We start from the raw sequence: 14,795 nt of genomic DNA on the forward strand, positions 1-14,795 counted from the left end.
CCGAGATGGCCTAACCCTACTGATTTTCCAAGGGGAAATCCTGCGTGTTCTCTGCATTAACCCGGATTGAGCCGCGCCGCGCCTATCCACACTGAACCAGCGGCGACATCACGCCACTGCAACGTCCAAGATCACTGAATCCGAAGGATAGTGGCGGAGAGACAGGCAGCCATGCAGTGATCCGATGTGATCCACGGGATGCCCATAAGATCAATATTTTAAACAGTTAATTTCCGCTTTAGCATCCAATGAGGTCTTGTGAGTTCCGGTGAAATCCAGCATCAAATGGGGGATAAAGTGACGGACAAAAATACGGAACGAGCAGATTCATGGCAGCAGGCAAACCTCTGACAGCAGCCTTTGTAAAGAACATCACCAAGCCAGGGAAATACTTCGATAACAGCCGCTATGGCTTGTTTCTAAGAATAGACAAACAGGGTCGCAAGTACTGGGTCCAGCGGATGATGATCTCTGGTAAGCGCCGTGAAATCGGCCTTGGGAACTACCCTCTAGTCACATTGTCGATGGCGCGAGAACAAGCGGTTGAGAACAAGCGAAAGGCCTATCTGGGTGGTGATCCCCTGGCTGAAAAGCGCAAAGCCAAAATGGACACGGACTTTACCAGCGTTGTTGAAAAGTACTTGGAAGCCAAACTCGCGGAATTCCGCAGCGAAAAGCACAAGAAACAATGGCGCGCGACATTGGACACCTACGCGATACCGGTGATCGGCCATAGGTCAGTGGCAGCTATCGAGGTCACTGACATTGTCTCGGTTCTTAAACCGATCTGGGAAGAGAAGACTGAAACCGCCAGCCGCCTACGCGGGCGCATCGAAAAGGTCTTGTCCTGGGCAACCGTGAACGAATTGCGCTTTGGCGACAATCCGGCGCGGTGGAAAGGCAACTTGTCTGAAGTCCTGCCTAAGCCAAGTAAGGTCACGACCGTGAAGCACCACCCTGCGCTAGCGCAGAATGACATCGGGCGCTGGTGGGCTGACCTTTCAAGCCGGGACGGTATGTCGATCAAGGCGCTACAATTTGCGGCTCTGACGGTCTCGCGATCCGGCGAAGTAAGAGGCATGGTCTGGGATGAAGTCGACTTTGAGGCGGGTCACTGGACCATACCGGCGGCGCGTATGAAAGCGCGGCGGCAGCATCGCGTTCCGCTAACCCCTTCCATGATTGCTATGCTGAAAGAGCTTCCTCGGCTCGAAGGCTCGCCCTACGTGTTCTTTGGAGCCAAGGGCGGCATGCTTTCAGATATGGCGTTGTCTTCCGTCATGCGGAAGATGCACAAGGCTGACCTCGCAAAAGACGGCCCTGGCTATTTTGACGCCAAAAGCGGATCACCTGCCGTTCCGCATGGGCTACGCTCCACCTTCCGCGATTGGGCGGCTGAGGAAGGTTACGATCACCACATGGCGGAACTGGCACTTGCGCATAATGTAGACAGTATGGTTGTGCGCGCCTACCGCAGAACGGATGCCTTGGAGCGCCGCCGTAAGATGATGGTTGCCTGGGAAAAATTCTTGAAAAAAGAATAGCGTAAAATCAGATACTTAGGATTTCCGTCCAAAAAACCTGCATTTTCTATGAATTTCCTACGCAGTCCCCCAGGTCGTTACGCAAGGCACTGTAATAAATAGGTTTTGCAACCTCTCCGGGGGTGTGTTGGCAGGTGAATCTTGCTGTGCTTATTCGGACTTACGCGGCGCTTACTGGCAGTTAGCGCTTCGTGTCGGCTCCGATGCGCCAACACCGGAACCGACGGAAAGTTAGGAATTAGAGCAATCCCTGCCTTTCTCGATACTGCCGAAAACGGTTGACACCACTTCGCAAAGCTGAGCGGGAACTCCGGAAAATATCCGAGAACGAACTCGCTCAATGGCGCGAGGCGGCAGAGATTGCCAAGATTGCCGAAAACACCTGGAAGGAAGCGACCAAAGCCGCGATTAGGGACGGGTCCACGCCCCCCGAACGACCAGACGCAGCCAATCCTGGTCAAGAACCGTTCCTACCGCGTCTCTGCGTAGCTGACGGCACCGTAGAACGCCTAGCCGTGATCCTGGAAAAGCAGGCGCGCGGGACTTTGGCGGCACGGGATGAGTTGGCGGGGTGGCTGCAAGGCATGACACGCTACTCCGGCGGCGGATCGGATCGACCCTTCTGGCTCGAAGCTTATGGCGGTCGTGCGTATACGGTCGAACGTATGGGACGTGATCCCGTATACATAGACCGGCTGTCTATTGGCGTGGTGGGAGGCATCCAGCCGGACAAGCTGAACGGGTTGCTGATCAACTCTGACGATGATGGCTTGTTGGCGCGGTTCATACCGATCTGGCCTGATCCCGTTCCGATACAGCGCCCGCAATCCATTCCTGATGATGCGTTTATTGATCGGGCGCTCACCAGGCTCCTATCCCTACGTATGGTAACGGACGAATTCGACGTCACGCGGCCTTGGCTCATTTCGTTTACGGAAGGCGCCCGCGACCGCCTGGATACGTTACGTAGCTACGTAAGGGACTTGGAGGCAAAAGCAGATGGCTTGTTGCTCTCGTATATAGGGAAGCTCCCCGGCATGACTATTCGACTTGCCCTGGTGTTGTCGTATCTGGACTGGGCAACGGGGATCGAAGACGAGGCGCACCAGGTAACTGAGGCGGACTTTGAGCGGGCAGCATTGTTTGTCACATCCCACGCTTTGCCGATGGCGCAGCGCGCTTACGCAAGTGCATCGCTGTCCAAGACTGAACGGGCCGCACGGCGGTTGGTGGCTTTAATCCGGGAACAAGACTGGGAGCGCTTCACATCCCGCGAGGTCTTGCGCCTGGACCGGTCGGGGTTGGCCACCGCCAGTGAGTTAAATCCGGCCCTCAAGACACTGGAAGAAGGAGACATTATCCGATTGGTGGAACAACCGTCAGGCGCAGCAGGCGGGCGACGTTCTCGACTGTACATCGTCAATCCGATGATCCATCAGGAACCACCGTGAACAGCGCAATGACAAAACCGACAAAACTGACAGAACCGCCAAGCAAAGGGGTTTTGTCGGTTGTGTCGGTTTTGTCAGGCCTTGTTCTTGCAGGTCAGACGGGTTGCGAACCTTCGCTGCATCCGTTTCCAAGGACACAGATGCGGACTTTGCTGCCGTTGATGGTTGCTGGGACAACGGACTTCTGCCAATAATTATTCGCAGCCAATACAACTGGAAAAGATCAATGGCTGAGGATGAATTTTTCGGAAACCCGGACAGGATAGCTGCCCTGCGACAAGCGGCCGAACTTTGGAAATTACTCGGATCTAGCGGTCATTATCGGTATTATGGGCGAGCCATCGGCCTGAATGGTCCGGTAGAGAATACCGCCGAATTGATGGCGGCCCTCGCTCGCATTCAAGGCGTAGGCATTTGTTACTATTGTCCGAAAGAACTTGACCGCGAACTATTCGCGAACCTCTCAGCGCGAGGCCTTCAAACTGACAGGCATGAACACTATCGCGGAGGTCCGGCTTCTTACGAACATGCGAAGCAATTGCTCGAAGATCGCTCGCTGCCAGAAGACCTTCGAGTTATGCGAATTGATGAAAAATCCCCACAGGAGTTGCTTAAATCGGTCGTTGCTTTGTGTGAGAACGAGGGGGTCGCGCCAGTGCCGGGCTCAATCATGAGAGGCGTCTCAATACCCGGAATTGTGTTCACTGCCGTTGACGGAAGTGGTCTACCTGTAGCCAGCGCATCAAGCCATCAGATGCTCGAGGCAAGTTTTGACCGTGGCACTGACGTTTTCTGGGGTGCATTGGCAACACGACCCGACAGGCGTGGCCAAGGGATTGCGCTCTATCTGGGGGCAATGGCGATTGTACACATGTGGGAGAACAATGGCGCTCGCGGTTTCATCACAGGAGTTCGAAGCGACAACGTTCCATCCCAAAAGCTGTGCCAAAAGCTGGGTGTGGTGGACACGGAATGGATGATGGCGCAATGCATTGATGCCAGCGTTCTGGGTTCAAGCCAGCACACAAAGTAATTAGTTCCTGTAGTCCGTTGTGGGCTCGGTGCGGTCGTTCGTCGAATTGTGGTGAGTAACCGCATTGCGGACAAAACAGTCATTTGCTGCGGCTGAAGCAATGTCCGCTCATAGTTTAGTGATCTTGGTGACAGAGCTTATGATCGGCAAGAGACGCGAGTACATAGCAGTTCTCTGACACCCGCTCGTCACCACAGCCTTTCGAAATCCGAACCAGCTCTTTTTCGAGAGCGCGTAGCCGTTTAATTTTTGCCCTAACGTCGGAAAGTTGTGAGACGGCGATGTCCGTCGCTTCTTGGCATGAACGATCCGGGTGGCCTTGAAGCTCGATCAAATCGGAAATTGCTTCAATCGAGAAACCAAGATCGCGCGAATGTTTGATGAAACTGAGACGCTCTAGCCCTGCCATGTCGTAGCGCCGTTGGTTGCCTTCTGTGCGTTCTGGTGCGGCAAGCAGGCCCATCTCCTCATAGTAGCGGATAGTCGGAACTTTGACCTTCGTGCGCTTTGAAAGTTCCCCGATAGAAAACATGAAAATACCTCTTGAACCTCTAGTCACTAGAGACACTACACTATGTCTGATGCGGACTCAAAAGGGCTTTCCAATGTCAGGATGTTGCGGGCATGACGCCAAGTTCGACGGCGTATCGGATGATTACAAACGACGGCTATGGATCGTCATCGCGTTGAACGCGACGATGTTCGTCGTTGAGATGACCGCCGGCCACTACGCAAAGTCTCAAGCGCTTCAGGCTGATGCACTCGACTTTCTCGGAGACGCGTTGACCTATGGTATCTCGCTCGCCGTGATCGGTGCCTCAATTCGCGCGCGCACGAATGCGGCTTTGGCCAAGGGGATCAGCTTGTTCTTGATGGGTCTTTGGGTATTCGGATCGACGGTGTACCGCGTCTTCTATGTCGGCGTCCCAGAAGCGGAAATCATGGGCATCATCGGAGCTTTGGCTCTGGCGACGAACCTTGCCAGTGTGTTGCTGCTTGTCAGCTATAAAGACGGTGATGCAAACGTCCGCTCTGTTTGGCTCTGTTCAAGGAACGACGCCATCGGCAACGTGGCGGTGATGTTTGCCGCTCTAGGCGTCTGGGGCACGGCAAGTGGATGGCCTGACCTGCTTGTTGCTGCGGTCATGGCCTCTTTGTTCCTCTCCTCGGCCTTCCATATTGTGCGCCAAGCAGTCGCCGAGCGCCGGGAAGTTGGCGAACATCAGCATGTTTGACGTAGATCACGACTTTCGATCTCGAATGATGCGAAATTGGCTCAAATGAGGAATATTTACAAAGGACTCTCGCTATGCACCTGAAACGCCGCCAAATTCTGACTTACGCTGCAGGCTTTGCCGGCACAGTACCGTTTGCCGCGTTTGGGCAAAACGCACCTTCCATCCATGTTCTGAAGGATCCAAATTGCGGCTGTTGCCGGGTTTGGATCGATATCCTGCGGCAGGAAGGCTTTCGCGTTACCGAGGAGCGCAGCCTTGGAACACAGCTCATCCGGCATAAACTGGACAACGGCATCCCCGAAGAAATGATCTCCTGCCACACAGGCGAGATCGACGGCTATATGATCGAGGGGCACGTGCCGGTCGCCGATATTCGTCGCCTGTTGGAGGAGCGACCTAATGCTATCGGACTTGCCGTTCCCGGCATGCCCTACGGTTCGCCGGGGATGGGGCCGGAAGATCGTCGTGAGGCCTACGACGTGTTTTTGATCCTTAGGGACCGTAGTACCGAGGTGTTTACGAGTTACGAAGCGGCCTGAGGCGACATTCATCGAGCGGAAACAGTAAGGAGGAGAAAATGACACAGCTTGGATTACGCGTTTTTGCCTTGAGCATCCTGTCAATCACCATTGCTACAGTGGGTTGCGCTCAACAACAACGAGGAGGTTGGTGGGGTCACGGGCCAATGGGATCTAACCACATGAGGTCCGATCATATGCGTGGTTGGGGGCACGGCAATATGGGGCCTGGTCAGCAACAGCGCATGCAACGACACTGGACGTATATGAACGAGGGAGTTCCCGTAGAATATCGGGGGGCAAGAAGCACCATTCGCGCTACGCCCGAAAATGTTGCTGAGGGTCAGGCTCTTTACAGGGAAAACTGCGCGAGTTGCCATGGAGCGGAAGGCTTAGGAGACGGTGACGCCGGACGTTCGCTCGTTCCCTCTCCAGCCCTACTCAGATGGTTCGTTCAGATGCCGATGTCGGGGGACGAGTACCTTCTATGGGCGGTTTCCGAGGGCGGCGAACGCTTCGGAACAGACATGCCAGCCTTTGAACAAACGCTGAGTGAAGAAGAAATCTGGAAGATCATTGCTTATATGCGCGCCGGGTTCCTTTGATCTGTTGTTAACCTGCTGCCTTTTGTAGAGATTTTTGCTGAAGATACTGTGACGCCAATTCTCAGCTGAAACAAATCTGACATTGCGCCATTCCAGAAAGCATCACGGAAGCAGACATTTATGTAAATCGCAGAACGAGCAGGTTAGGGCTCTGACCCGACGTTAGCCGCGCATTGCACGAAGGTCCGGTGTGGGGCTAGGCTCAAAATTCGGCCACCCCAGTTAAAGAGTGGGCGGTAACTGTAACTTGCCCAAAATTCAAAAGTGAGGCTTACCATATATAGGGGGATTAAATGGGGGATATAAAAACCCCTACACAGGTATAATATTTAAAATCAATATCTTGTCCCAAATTAGTGGCGGAGAGACAGGGATTCGAACCCTGGGTGGGCTTGCACCCACAACGGTTTTCGAGACCGCCCCGTTCGACCACTCCGGCACCTCTCCGCGGGGGTCTGTGAGGGGGGGATTTAGTGAGGAACGAGCGGGGGTGCAAGCGGAAAATTCCCAAAATTCACCAAGACTGGATTTTCCATTGCCTGACGGCGTAAATCACCTAGGCTCTGATACCATGTTACACATCGCTCGCTCTCTTATTCTGCCTGTGTCCGCAGTGCTGCTGACGCTGTCCGCTCTGACCTTACCCGCAGCCGCCGCGGATCGTGACCGAATTGAGGCTTTTCTAACCACAACCGGCTTTGACGTTGCGCTGGAAAGCATTGCGTTGGCCTCGGCCTCTGCGCCCGAGATGCTGGGCATCGACCCCGACGGTTTCGGTTCAGACTGGACGCGCCTGACCGATGAAGTGTTCGACACCGAGGACATGCATGAAACCGCTGTTGCGATACTGGAACAAACGCTCAGTGAAGACGCGCTGAACCATGCTGTCGAGTTTTACGCTTCTGACCTTGGACAACGCCTGGTCGAGGCGGAAAACGCGTCTCATATGAATGACGATGACGACGCCAAACAGCTTGAAGGCCAGGAAATCGTGGCCGGTCTGATACAGGAGGGGTCGACCCGGGTTGAGAGCATCAAACGCATGAACAAAGCGATTGACGCCAGCGGAACAGCGTTGCGCGCGCTTCAGGAAATTCAACTTAGGTTTCTATTGGCAGCCAGCGCGTCTGGCATCATCGACTTGCAGCTAAACGCGGATGAATTGAGGCTAATGCTGCAACAGAACGAAACCGGTATGCGGCAGGCGCTGCAATTGTCAGCCTTGGCTGGCGCAGCTTACACATACCAAGGGTTTTCGGACGCAGAAATCGTCGCCTATGCCGAGGCGTTAGAGCAACCTCTGATGCAAGAGGTCTACGAACTGCTCAATGCAATTCAATACGAAATAATGGCTATGAAATTTGAAATTCTGGCTGCACGCATGGCGGACCTCCATCCTGCGCAGGATATCTGATGCGTTTGCTTGCCGCTTGTCTGTCTTTGTTGTTTTGGTCCGCCCCTCTAGGCGCTGCCGAAAAGATAGATCGCCTAATGGACGCGCTGCGGCTGTCTGAAGTTGTCGAAATTTTACAGCAAGAAGGGAAGGGGCAGGCACGTGAGCTGAACGAAACGTTCCTGGGCGGTGCCGGTGGCGACTATTTTGAAACCCGGCTGGAAGAAATCTACGACCCCGACTGGATGCGAAACCAAATAACGGGGGCATTCAAAGAAAGTCTGACGGACAGCCAGCTTGACCGCGCAATTCTGTTTTTCGAGAGTGAGTTGGGCCAAACCATAGTCGCTCTGGAAAACTCGGCACGGTTGGCGTTTCAGGACGAAACAATCAAAGAGATGGCGCAGGACAGCTACTCCTCAGATGACAAGACATCTCAATCATATCGGCTGATAGACGAGTATATTGAGGTTAATGACCTGATCGAAAAGAACGTTCAAAGCACGCTCAGCGCCGATTACAACTTCTTCCGCGGTCTTGGCGAAGACACCGGCCTGGATGACGGCGAATTCTTGGCGCAACTTTTGACTGAGAAGGATAACGTACGTCGGGAAACTGAGACTTGGCTGTATTCCTTCTTGCTCATGGCCTATCAGCCGCTTACCGAAACGCAAATGCGTGAGAATATTGCGTTCTCGAGAACCGAAACAGGCCGAGCCGTGAACGAAGCTTTTTTTGTTGGCTTTGACCGTATGTACGATGAGATTTATTACCGCCTTGGTCGCGCTGCGTTTCAGGTTCTGAACGGATCAGACCTCTGATGCGTATTTGATGTTGACTTTAACAGCTATTCTATGGATAAGCGCGCATCCCGGCCGGATTTTCCGCGCCGGGTCTCGTTATTATTGACCCAAGGGACTGATCCCAAGGGTCGTCACACAGCCCGAAAAGGGCGCGCTGTTCGAGGTGGCGAAAGCCAAAACACCCGCAAGGGGACCACAGAACGCGGTTAGACAAAGGAAAGACGCAATGTTTGCGGTCCTCAAGACTGGCGGCAAGCAGTACAAGGTTCAGGCGGGCGACGTGCTCCGCGTTGAAAAGCTGGCTGCCGACGCAGGTGAAAAAGTTCAATTCAACGATGTTCTGATGCTGGGCGGCGACGCTCCGGTTGTTGGCGCACCTTTCGTTGAAGGCGCAGGCGTACAGGCCGAAGTGATCGAACAGATCAAAGGTGACAAGGTCATCAAGTTCGTCAAGCGCCGTCGTAAGCACAGCTCGAAGCGTACCGTTGGCCACCGTCAGAAACTGACTCTGGTCAAGATCACCGACATCCTGTCGTCGGGCGCTGACAAGTCGGGCATCAAGGCTGCAACCGGTTCGGCACCGGCTGGCGAAGCTGCACCTGCAGCGAAAAAGCCTGCCAAGAAAGCTGAAGCCAAAGCAGAGGCACCCGCCGCTGCTGCTGCCGCTGACGATCTGACCAAGCTGAACGGTGTCGGCCCCGCCGCTGCCAAAAAGCTGAACGACGCAGGTATCGAGAGCTTTGCAGCTCTGGCCGCCTTGTCGGACGAACAGATTGCTGCTATCGACACCATCAAAGTGAAGCCCGAATGGGTTGAGCAAGCCAAAGAGCTGGCTCAAGGCTAAGGAGAGAGAGAATGGCACATAAAAAAGCTGGCGGTTCCTCCCGTAACGGTCGCGACTCAGCGGGTCGCCGCCTTGGCGTGAAACTCTATGGTGGCCAAGCAGCCATCGCAGGCAACATCATCGTGCGTCAGCGCGGCACCAAGTTCTGGCCGGGCGAAGGCGTGGGCATGGGCAAAGATCACACCATCTTTGCAACTGTTGATGGCGCCGTGAAGTTCCACAAGGGACTCAAGAACCGCACCTTTATTTCGGTCCTGCCAGTGGCGGAGGCCGCAGAGTAAGCCGAAACCCTAAAGGTTTAGAAATAAATGGGGGACCGGCAGAAAATGCCGGTCCCCTTTCTCGTTTTTACGAAGTTTTGACCAGTGACCCGGATGACCAACTCGACAAGCAATATTCCAAGCCTTGCCCAAGACCGGATTGCCCATGCGGTTGAACTTGGTCTGGGCAGAAAATATCTGATGTGGACGTTCGTCGGTTTTGCTGTCGCGTCCGTGGTTTACGTGTTGTTCGGAGGAGGAACGCACTTATGAAGCTTGAGACAATTATAAATCAGCCGGTCATTGAAACCGAGCGGTTCGACCTGCGCCCACTGCGCCGGTCGGATATGGGTCTCATTGAACACTATGCAGGTGATGAGCGCGTGGCGCGGATGACAACCAGCATCGCGCACCCGCTGGCGCCCGGCTCGGTCGAGGCGTTTGTGACACGTTCCATGGCAGACGATCGGGAGGAAGATGTCTGGGTCATGGACGCCATCAAGGATGACGGCCCTGAACTGATCGGCCTAATCTCTTTAAAACGTTTGGATCGAAACCAGTCCGAAGTCGGGTATTGGGTCGCGCCAATTTACTGGAACACCGGAATCGCGTCCCTTGCAGTTGAAGCTCTGGTCGACGCCAACCCGTTGGAGAACACATCAATGTTCGCAAGTGTGTTTCAGGACAATCCGGCGTCGGCTCGGGTACTCACGCATTGCGGGTTTGAATACCTTGGCGATGCAGAAAGCTATTCGGTGGCGCGTGATGCGAACGTGCCCACCTGGACGTACAGTAAAAAACTCTGACTTGTGGTCGATGGGGCCTTTGCATTAGGGGACAGTCATGAAATTTCTCGATCTTGCAAAGGTCTACATCCGGTCCGGGGCCGGAGGTGGCGGCTGCGTCAGCTTTCGGCGTGAAAAGTACATTGAATACGGCGGACCCGATGGCGGAGACGGCGGCAAAGGGGGCTCGGTCTGGGCCGAAGTTGTGGACGGGCTGAACACCCTGATCGACTTCCGCTATCAGCAGCACTTCTTTGCCAAGAACGGTCAGCCGGGTCGTGGTCAACAGCGCACGGGCAAGGATGGTGATGACATCGTCCTGCGCGTGCCCGTCGGCACCGAGATTCTGGATGAGGACGAAGAGACCGTCATCTGCGACCTGACCGAGGTTGGGCAGCGCGTGTTGCTGGCCAAGGGCGGCAATGGCGGGTTCGGTAACCTGCATTTCAAATCGGCCACCAACCAGGCACCGCGCCGCGCCAATCCAGGGCAAGCGGGGATCGACCGCACAATCTGGCTGCGGCTGAAGCTGATCGCTGATGTGGGTCTGCTGGGGATGCCCAATGCGGGCAAGTCAACCTTTCTGGCGGCCACCTCGAACGCGCGACCGAAGATTGCGGACTACCCTTTCACGACCCTGCACCCCAATCTGGGCGTTGTGGGCGTTGATAACGTCGAATTTGTTGTCGCTGATATCCCCGGCTTGATCGAAGGTGCGCATGAAGGGCGCGGCATTGGCGACCGTTTTCTGGGCCATGTCGAACGTTGCGCCGTGTTGCTACATCTGGTCGACGGCACCTCGGAAACCGTGGCCGAAGATTACCGCACCATCATTCATGAACTTGAGGCATACGGCGGTGAACTGGCCGAGAAACCTCGGATCACCGTGTTGAACAAGGTCGACGCGCTGGATGATGAGGAACGCGCGCTGGCCAAGGCCGCGCTGGAAGAAGCTGTCGGTGGTCCCGTCATGACCATGTCGGGTGTCGCACATCTGGGCGTGACCGAGGTTCTCCGCGCGTTGCGTGCGCAGATTGACGACAATCGGGTGCGCCAGAAACCCGCTGAGGAGGCGCAGCCTTGGCAACCCTAAGTGCCGCCAAACGTCTTGTTGTGAAAATCGGGTCTGCTTTGCTGGTGGACCGCACCACTGGTTTGCTACGGTCAGACTGGCTTCACTCACTGGCGCAGGATGTTGCGTGGCTCAAAGGGCAGGGGACGGATGTTATCTTGGTGTCCTCTGGGTCCATCGCTTTGGGTCGGGGTGTATTGGACCTGCCGATGGATACGTTGCCGCTTGAGCAATCTCAGGCAGCCGCTGCGGTAGGTCAAATTCGCCTTGCCCGCGCGTATGAAGAGGCGCTGACGCCGCACAAGATTACAACTGCACAGGTTCTGGTTACCCTTGAGGACAGTGCAGATCGCCGCCGCTATCTGAACTCACGCGCCACGCTTGAAACCCTATTGGGGCTGGGCGTCGTACCGATTGTCAACGAAAACGATACAGTCGCCACGGATGAGATCCGATATGGAGACAATGACCGCCTTGCCGCCCAGATCGCTGTCACAGTCGGCGCGGATCAACTGATCCTGCTATCGGACGTTGACGGGTTCTACACCGGCAACCCGGTTCAGGATGCCTCGGCCACGCGCTATGACGTGATCGAGGAAATCACTCCTGAGATTGAGGAGATGGCGGGTGATGCCGGTTCGGGTCTGTCCAAAGGTGGTATGAAGACCAAACTGCTGGCCGCTAAGATGGCGACGGCGGCAGGCTGTGGCATGGCGATCACCGAAGGATCACCTTTGAACCCGTTGAAAATGCTGGAAAGCGGGGCGAATTGCACATGGTTCACGGCAACAGTTGACCCGCACGCGGCGCGCAAACGCTGGATTTCGGCGATGAAACCGCGCGGTGAGATCGTGGTGGATGCGGGTGCAGCGAAGGCCCTTGGCAATGGCAAAAGCCTGCTTCCGGCGGGTATTGTCGAAGTGACCGGCGATTTTGGACGCGGTGACCCAGTGGCGATCATCGACCCACAGGCGCGACGCTTGGCGCAAGGGCTCAGCCGCTATACCGCGCAAGAGGCGGATGCAATCAAGGGGCGCAAGTCTTCCGAGATCGAGGCGACGCTAGGCTATCCGGGCCGCGCCGTTCTGATCCACCGGGACGATCTGGCGCTGTAAGAAAAGAAAGGCACGAAAGATGAAGGATTTTGACAGCATTCCCGCCCTGATGGCTGATCTCGGTGCGCGGGCGAAGGCCGCGTCGTCCGAACTGGCCTTTGCGAGTGCCGAGCGTAAACATGCCGCCCTGATCGCTGCGGCTGACGCTGTATGGGCGCGTCGTGCGGACATCATCGAGGCCAACAAGAAAGACCTTGAGTTCGGGCGCGAAAAGGGTCTGAGCCCTGCCATGATGGACCGCCTGATGCTGGACGAAGCCCGCGTACAGGGCATGGTCGAAGGGCTGCGCACAGTGGCTGATCAGACTGACCCGGTTGGTGAGGTTCTTTCCGAATGGGACATGGCGTCCGGCCTCAACATTCAGCGTGTGCGCACACCGCTTGGCGTTATCGGTGTGATCTATGAAAGCCGCCCGAACGTGACAGCAGATGCCGGTGCCCTGTGTCTGAAATCAGGGAATGCCGTGATCCTGCGCGGCGGGTCCGAGAGCTTTCACTCTTCGGGCGCAATCCATGCCTGTCTGGTCGAAGGGTTGAAGGCCGCAAACCTGCCCGAAGACGCCATTCAGTTGGTCCCCACACGGGACAGGGCGGCTGTGCAGGAATTATTGCGGATGACCGACTATGTCGACGTGATTGTCCCGCGCGGCGGTAAAGGGCTGGTTGGGCTGGTGCAACGGGAAGCCCGCGTACCCGTCTTTGCGCATCTCGAGGGGATCGTGCACATCTATGTCGACAAAGCTGCGGATTTGCAGAAAACACTGGATGTTGTCCTGAACGCCAAAACGCGGCGCACTGGAATTTGCGGTGCTGCAGAATGCCTGCTCGTTCATGAAGATATCGCCGAGACATTGGGTCAAAGCGTTATCCAAGCACTACTGGCGGCAGGTGTCGAGGTTCACGCAGAGGGCTCTCTGGCTACCCCGGGCACTATTGACGCAACCGCTGAGGATTGGGGCAAAGAGTTCCTGGACAGCATCATTGCCGCCAAACCCGTACAGAGCATCGATGCTGCAATCGCTCACATCCGTGAATTCGGCTCGAACCATACGGATTGCATCATCACCGAGGATCAGACCGCTGCAGATCGGTTCTTTGAACGTCTCGACAGCGCGATTCTGATGCACAACGCCTCGACCCAATTCGCCGATGGAGGGGAGTTCGGAATGGGCGCCGAAATCGGGATTGCCACAGGCAAAATGCATGCGCGTGGCCCAGTTGGTGCGGCTCAGCTAACCAGTTTCAAATATCTGGTCCGCGGGAACGGGACTGTCCGCGGCTAGAACCGGATCACGATGCGGGTTGAGGTGGTATCCACAGCAACCCGCCGCCTCATTGCAACCGCTGCGTCCGGTAGAAGGGCGAACTGCACATGTGCCGGGGTTACTTTGTTTGAGAAACGACCCGTCGGCAGGTTTTTCCAAAGATCGCTGTCTAGGTTCAACTTGTCGCCGACGCCAGTTACCGACCAGTTGCGGCCATCACCCAAGATGGTCACGTCTCCACCAAATGGCATTGCGCTTTCACAACACATCAAGGCCAAAAACGCCAATTTGACTTGATTTCGGGGCACCGCCTCAGTCAAGTACTCGGCCTGCTTTTTCCACATCCTTCAGCAGCTCTGCCACTTCAGCACGTCCAAGGGGCTGTTCACCTGCGGACCCGAAGGCCACTCGAAAAAAGCGTATCCGCGCCCCGGCGCTTCCGACACTGCCTGCGATCAGCTCCATCTCGGGACCTTGGGTGCCGCCAACCATCTCAAGCAGTTCCAGACCGTTGGTGATCGCCCCGATTGGGCTGATAAGATCGTGACAGATGCGCGAGCCGATCAGCTCGGCCAGGTTGACGTCTGTGGCGCTCATGCGTACCTCCTGCTGTATCTGCCGCCGGACCCGGAGCCCAGTCATGTCAGACCTCAATACCATTCTTGCACCGGGCATGTATGTCCGCCACCCTGATTTCCCCGATTGGGGCATTGGACAGGTGCAGTCCAATATCGGCGGCAAGATCACCGTAAACTTCCGCGAGCAGGGGAAAGTGGTGATTGACGGATCGCGCATCGCCCTGATGCCTGTCTTTGATCCGTGAAACTGGTTTAGGAAAGGTTAACGCGCGGTCGCTCGCGCCTTATGTTG

Annotated in this window: 17 protein-coding genes, 1 tRNA gene and 1 pseudogene; 16 read left to right on the forward strand and 3 right to left on the reverse strand. The window is 55.7% G+C overall.

Going from position 1 to position 14,795, the window contains the following annotated elements:
- Positions 1-329: 329 nt before the first annotated feature.
- The 3 genes from ACR0KS_RS14265 (at position 330) to ACR0KS_RS14275 (ending at position 4,028) form a co-directional block, all read left to right on the forward strand.
- Positions 330-1,544 carry a site-specific integrase gene (locus ACR0KS_RS14265; protein ID WP_170566637.1) on the forward strand — a complete coding sequence of 405 codons (1,215 nt, stop codon included), beginning with the start codon at positions 330-332 and terminating at the stop codon, positions 1,542-1,544.
- 278 nt (positions 1,545-1,822) lie between these two features.
- Positions 1,823-2,995 (forward strand): DUF3987 domain-containing protein, encoded by a 1,173-nt coding sequence (locus ACR0KS_RS14270; RefSeq protein ID WP_170566635.1) that lies wholly within the window; start codon positions 1,823-1,825, stop codon positions 2,993-2,995.
- A 226-nt stretch (positions 2,996-3,221) separates the two neighbouring features.
- On the forward strand, positions 3,222-4,028 hold the full coding sequence (locus ACR0KS_RS14275; RefSeq protein WP_170566632.1) for a GNAT family N-acetyltransferase: 807 nt from the start codon (positions 3,222-3,224) through the stop codon (positions 4,026-4,028).
- A gap of 115 nt (positions 4,029-4,143) precedes the next feature.
- On the opposite strand, the gene ACR0KS_RS14280 is transcribed toward ACR0KS_RS14275, so the two are convergent.
- Positions 4,144-4,560: a MerR family transcriptional regulator gene (locus ACR0KS_RS14280; RefSeq protein ID WP_170566630.1), complete on the reverse strand. Its 417-nt coding sequence runs from the start codon at positions 4,558-4,560 to the stop codon at positions 4,144-4,146.
- A gap of 73 nt (positions 4,561-4,633) precedes the next feature.
- On the opposite strand from ACR0KS_RS14280, the gene ACR0KS_RS14285 reads away from it, so the two are divergent.
- From ACR0KS_RS14285 to ACR0KS_RS14295, 3 genes are all read left to right on the forward strand, one after another.
- Positions 4,634-5,263: a cation efflux transmembrane domain-containing protein gene (locus ACR0KS_RS14285; RefSeq protein WP_170566628.1), complete on the forward strand. Its 630-nt coding sequence runs from the start codon at positions 4,634-4,636 to the stop codon at positions 5,261-5,263.
- Positions 5,264-5,337: 74 nt separating this feature from the next.
- On the forward strand, positions 5,338-5,805 hold the full coding sequence (locus ACR0KS_RS14290) for a DUF411 domain-containing protein (RefSeq protein ID WP_170411846.1): 468 nt from the start codon (positions 5,338-5,340) through the stop codon (positions 5,803-5,805).
- A gap of 245 nt (positions 5,806-6,050) precedes the next feature.
- A complete protein-coding gene (locus ACR0KS_RS14295; protein ID WP_480693253.1) occupies positions 6,051-6,389 on the forward strand; it encodes a c-type cytochrome in 339 nt (112 codons plus the stop codon).
- A gap of 357 nt (positions 6,390-6,746) precedes the next feature.
- Here ACR0KS_RS14295 and ACR0KS_RS14300 read toward each other — a convergent pair.
- Positions 6,747-6,836, reverse strand: a tRNA-Ser gene (locus ACR0KS_RS14300).
- 124 nt (positions 6,837-6,960) lie between these two features.
- Here ACR0KS_RS14300 and ACR0KS_RS14305 point away from each other — a divergent pair.
- The 9 genes from ACR0KS_RS14305 to ACR0KS_RS14345 all read left to right on the forward strand — a co-directional run bounded on the left by ACR0KS_RS14305 (position 6,961) and on the right by ACR0KS_RS14345 (position 13,943).
- Positions 6,961-7,803, forward strand: a complete 843-nt coding sequence (locus tag ACR0KS_RS14305; protein ID WP_170566624.1) for a DUF2059 domain-containing protein — start codon at positions 6,961-6,963, stop codon at positions 7,801-7,803.
- Positions 7,803-8,603, forward strand: coding sequence for a DUF2059 domain-containing protein (locus tag ACR0KS_RS14310; protein ID WP_170566623.1), 801 nt, complete (start codon positions 7,803-7,805; stop codon positions 8,601-8,603). The genes ACR0KS_RS14305 and ACR0KS_RS14310 overlap by 1 nt, the downstream gene beginning before the upstream one ends.
- A 208-nt stretch (positions 8,604-8,811) precedes the next feature.
- Positions 8,812-9,429: a 50S ribosomal protein L21 gene (locus ACR0KS_RS14315; protein WP_170566621.1), complete on the forward strand. Its 618-nt coding sequence runs from the start codon at positions 8,812-8,814 to the stop codon at positions 9,427-9,429.
- Between the two features lie 11 nt (positions 9,430-9,440).
- A complete protein-coding gene (rpmA, locus tag ACR0KS_RS14320; RefSeq protein ID WP_010440093.1) occupies positions 9,441-9,710 on the forward strand; it encodes a 50S ribosomal protein L27 in 270 nt (89 codons plus the stop codon).
- A gap of 93 nt (positions 9,711-9,803) precedes the next feature.
- The gene (locus ACR0KS_RS14325) at positions 9,804-9,962 is read left to right on the forward strand and encodes a hypothetical protein (protein ID WP_170566619.1); all 159 of its coding nucleotides are present in this window, start codon (positions 9,804-9,806) and stop codon (positions 9,960-9,962) included.
- On the forward strand, positions 9,959-10,495 hold the full coding sequence (locus tag ACR0KS_RS14330; RefSeq protein ID WP_170388370.1) for a GNAT family N-acetyltransferase: 537 nt from the start codon (positions 9,959-9,961) through the stop codon (positions 10,493-10,495). The genes ACR0KS_RS14325 and ACR0KS_RS14330 overlap by 4 nt, the downstream gene beginning before the upstream one ends.
- 37 nt (positions 10,496-10,532) lie before the next feature.
- Positions 10,533-11,567 carry a GTPase ObgE gene (obgE, locus tag ACR0KS_RS14335; protein WP_170388368.1) on the forward strand — a complete coding sequence of 345 codons (1,035 nt, stop codon included), beginning with the start codon at positions 10,533-10,535 and terminating at the stop codon, positions 11,565-11,567.
- Entirely contained in the window at positions 11,555-12,661 is a 1,107-nt protein-coding gene (gene proB / locus ACR0KS_RS14340; RefSeq protein ID WP_170566617.1) for a glutamate 5-kinase, read from the forward strand. Before obgE ends, proB begins: the two co-directional genes overlap by 13 nt.
- Positions 12,662-12,680: 19 nt before the next feature.
- Positions 12,681-13,943, forward strand: a complete 1,263-nt coding sequence (locus ACR0KS_RS14345) for a glutamate-5-semialdehyde dehydrogenase (protein WP_170566615.1) — start codon at positions 12,681-12,683, stop codon at positions 13,941-13,943.
- On the opposite strand, the pseudogene ACR0KS_RS14350 reads toward ACR0KS_RS14345, so the two are convergent.
- Positions 13,940-14,522, reverse strand: a pseudogene (locus tag ACR0KS_RS14350) (histidine phosphotransferase family protein). The gene ACR0KS_RS14345 and the pseudogene ACR0KS_RS14350 overlap by 4 nt on opposite strands.
- A gap of 43 nt (positions 14,523-14,565) precedes the next feature.
- Here ACR0KS_RS14350 and ACR0KS_RS14355 point away from each other — a divergent pair.
- Complete coding sequence (locus ACR0KS_RS14355) at positions 14,566-14,748, forward strand: DUF3553 domain-containing protein (protein ID WP_170566613.1); 183 nt, start codon at positions 14,566-14,568, stop codon at positions 14,746-14,748.
- Positions 14,749-14,795: the final 47 nt, after the last annotated feature.

Source organism: Ruegeria sp. BC7, assembly GCF_056539165.1.

Bases quoted from the DNA above. Each gene is read 5' to 3' on its own strand.
- ACR0KS_RS14265 (WP_170566637.1), top strand. From the start codon at position 330: ATGGCAGCAGGCAAACCTCTGACAGCAGCCTTTGTAAAGAACATCACC.
- ACR0KS_RS14275 (WP_170566632.1), top strand. From the start codon at position 3,222: ATGGCTGAGGATGAATTTTTCGGAAACCCGGACAGGATAGCTGCCCTG.
- ACR0KS_RS14280 (WP_170566630.1), bottom strand. From the start codon at position 4,560: ATGTTTTCTATCGGGGAACTTTCAAAGCGCACGAAGGTCAAAGTTCCG.
- ACR0KS_RS14285 (WP_170566628.1), top strand. From the start codon at position 4,634: ATGTCAGGATGTTGCGGGCATGACGCCAAGTTCGACGGCGTATCGGAT.
- ACR0KS_RS14290 (WP_170411846.1), top strand. From the start codon at position 5,338: ATGCACCTGAAACGCCGCCAAATTCTGACTTACGCTGCAGGCTTTGCC.
- ACR0KS_RS14295 (WP_480693253.1), top strand. From the start codon at position 6,051: ATGAACGAGGGAGTTCCCGTAGAATATCGGGGGGCAAGAAGCACCATT.
- ACR0KS_RS14305 (WP_170566624.1), top strand. From the start codon at position 6,961: ATGTTACACATCGCTCGCTCTCTTATTCTGCCTGTGTCCGCAGTGCTG.
- ACR0KS_RS14310 (WP_170566623.1), top strand. From the start codon at position 7,803: ATGCGTTTGCTTGCCGCTTGTCTGTCTTTGTTGTTTTGGTCCGCCCCT.
- ACR0KS_RS14315 (WP_170566621.1), top strand. From the start codon at position 8,812: ATGTTTGCGGTCCTCAAGACTGGCGGCAAGCAGTACAAGGTTCAGGCG.
- rpmA (WP_010440093.1), top strand. From the start codon at position 9,441: ATGGCACATAAAAAAGCTGGCGGTTCCTCCCGTAACGGTCGCGACTCA.
- ACR0KS_RS14325 (WP_170566619.1), top strand. From the start codon at position 9,804: ATGACCAACTCGACAAGCAATATTCCAAGCCTTGCCCAAGACCGGATT.
- ACR0KS_RS14330 (WP_170388370.1), top strand. From the start codon at position 9,959: ATGAAGCTTGAGACAATTATAAATCAGCCGGTCATTGAAACCGAGCGG.
- obgE (WP_170388368.1), top strand. From the start codon at position 10,533: ATGAAATTTCTCGATCTTGCAAAGGTCTACATCCGGTCCGGGGCCGGA.
- ACR0KS_RS14345 (WP_170566615.1), top strand. From the start codon at position 12,681: ATGAAGGATTTTGACAGCATTCCCGCCCTGATGGCTGATCTCGGTGCG.
- ACR0KS_RS14355 (WP_170566613.1), top strand. From the start codon at position 14,566: ATGTCAGACCTCAATACCATTCTTGCACCGGGCATGTATGTCCGCCAC.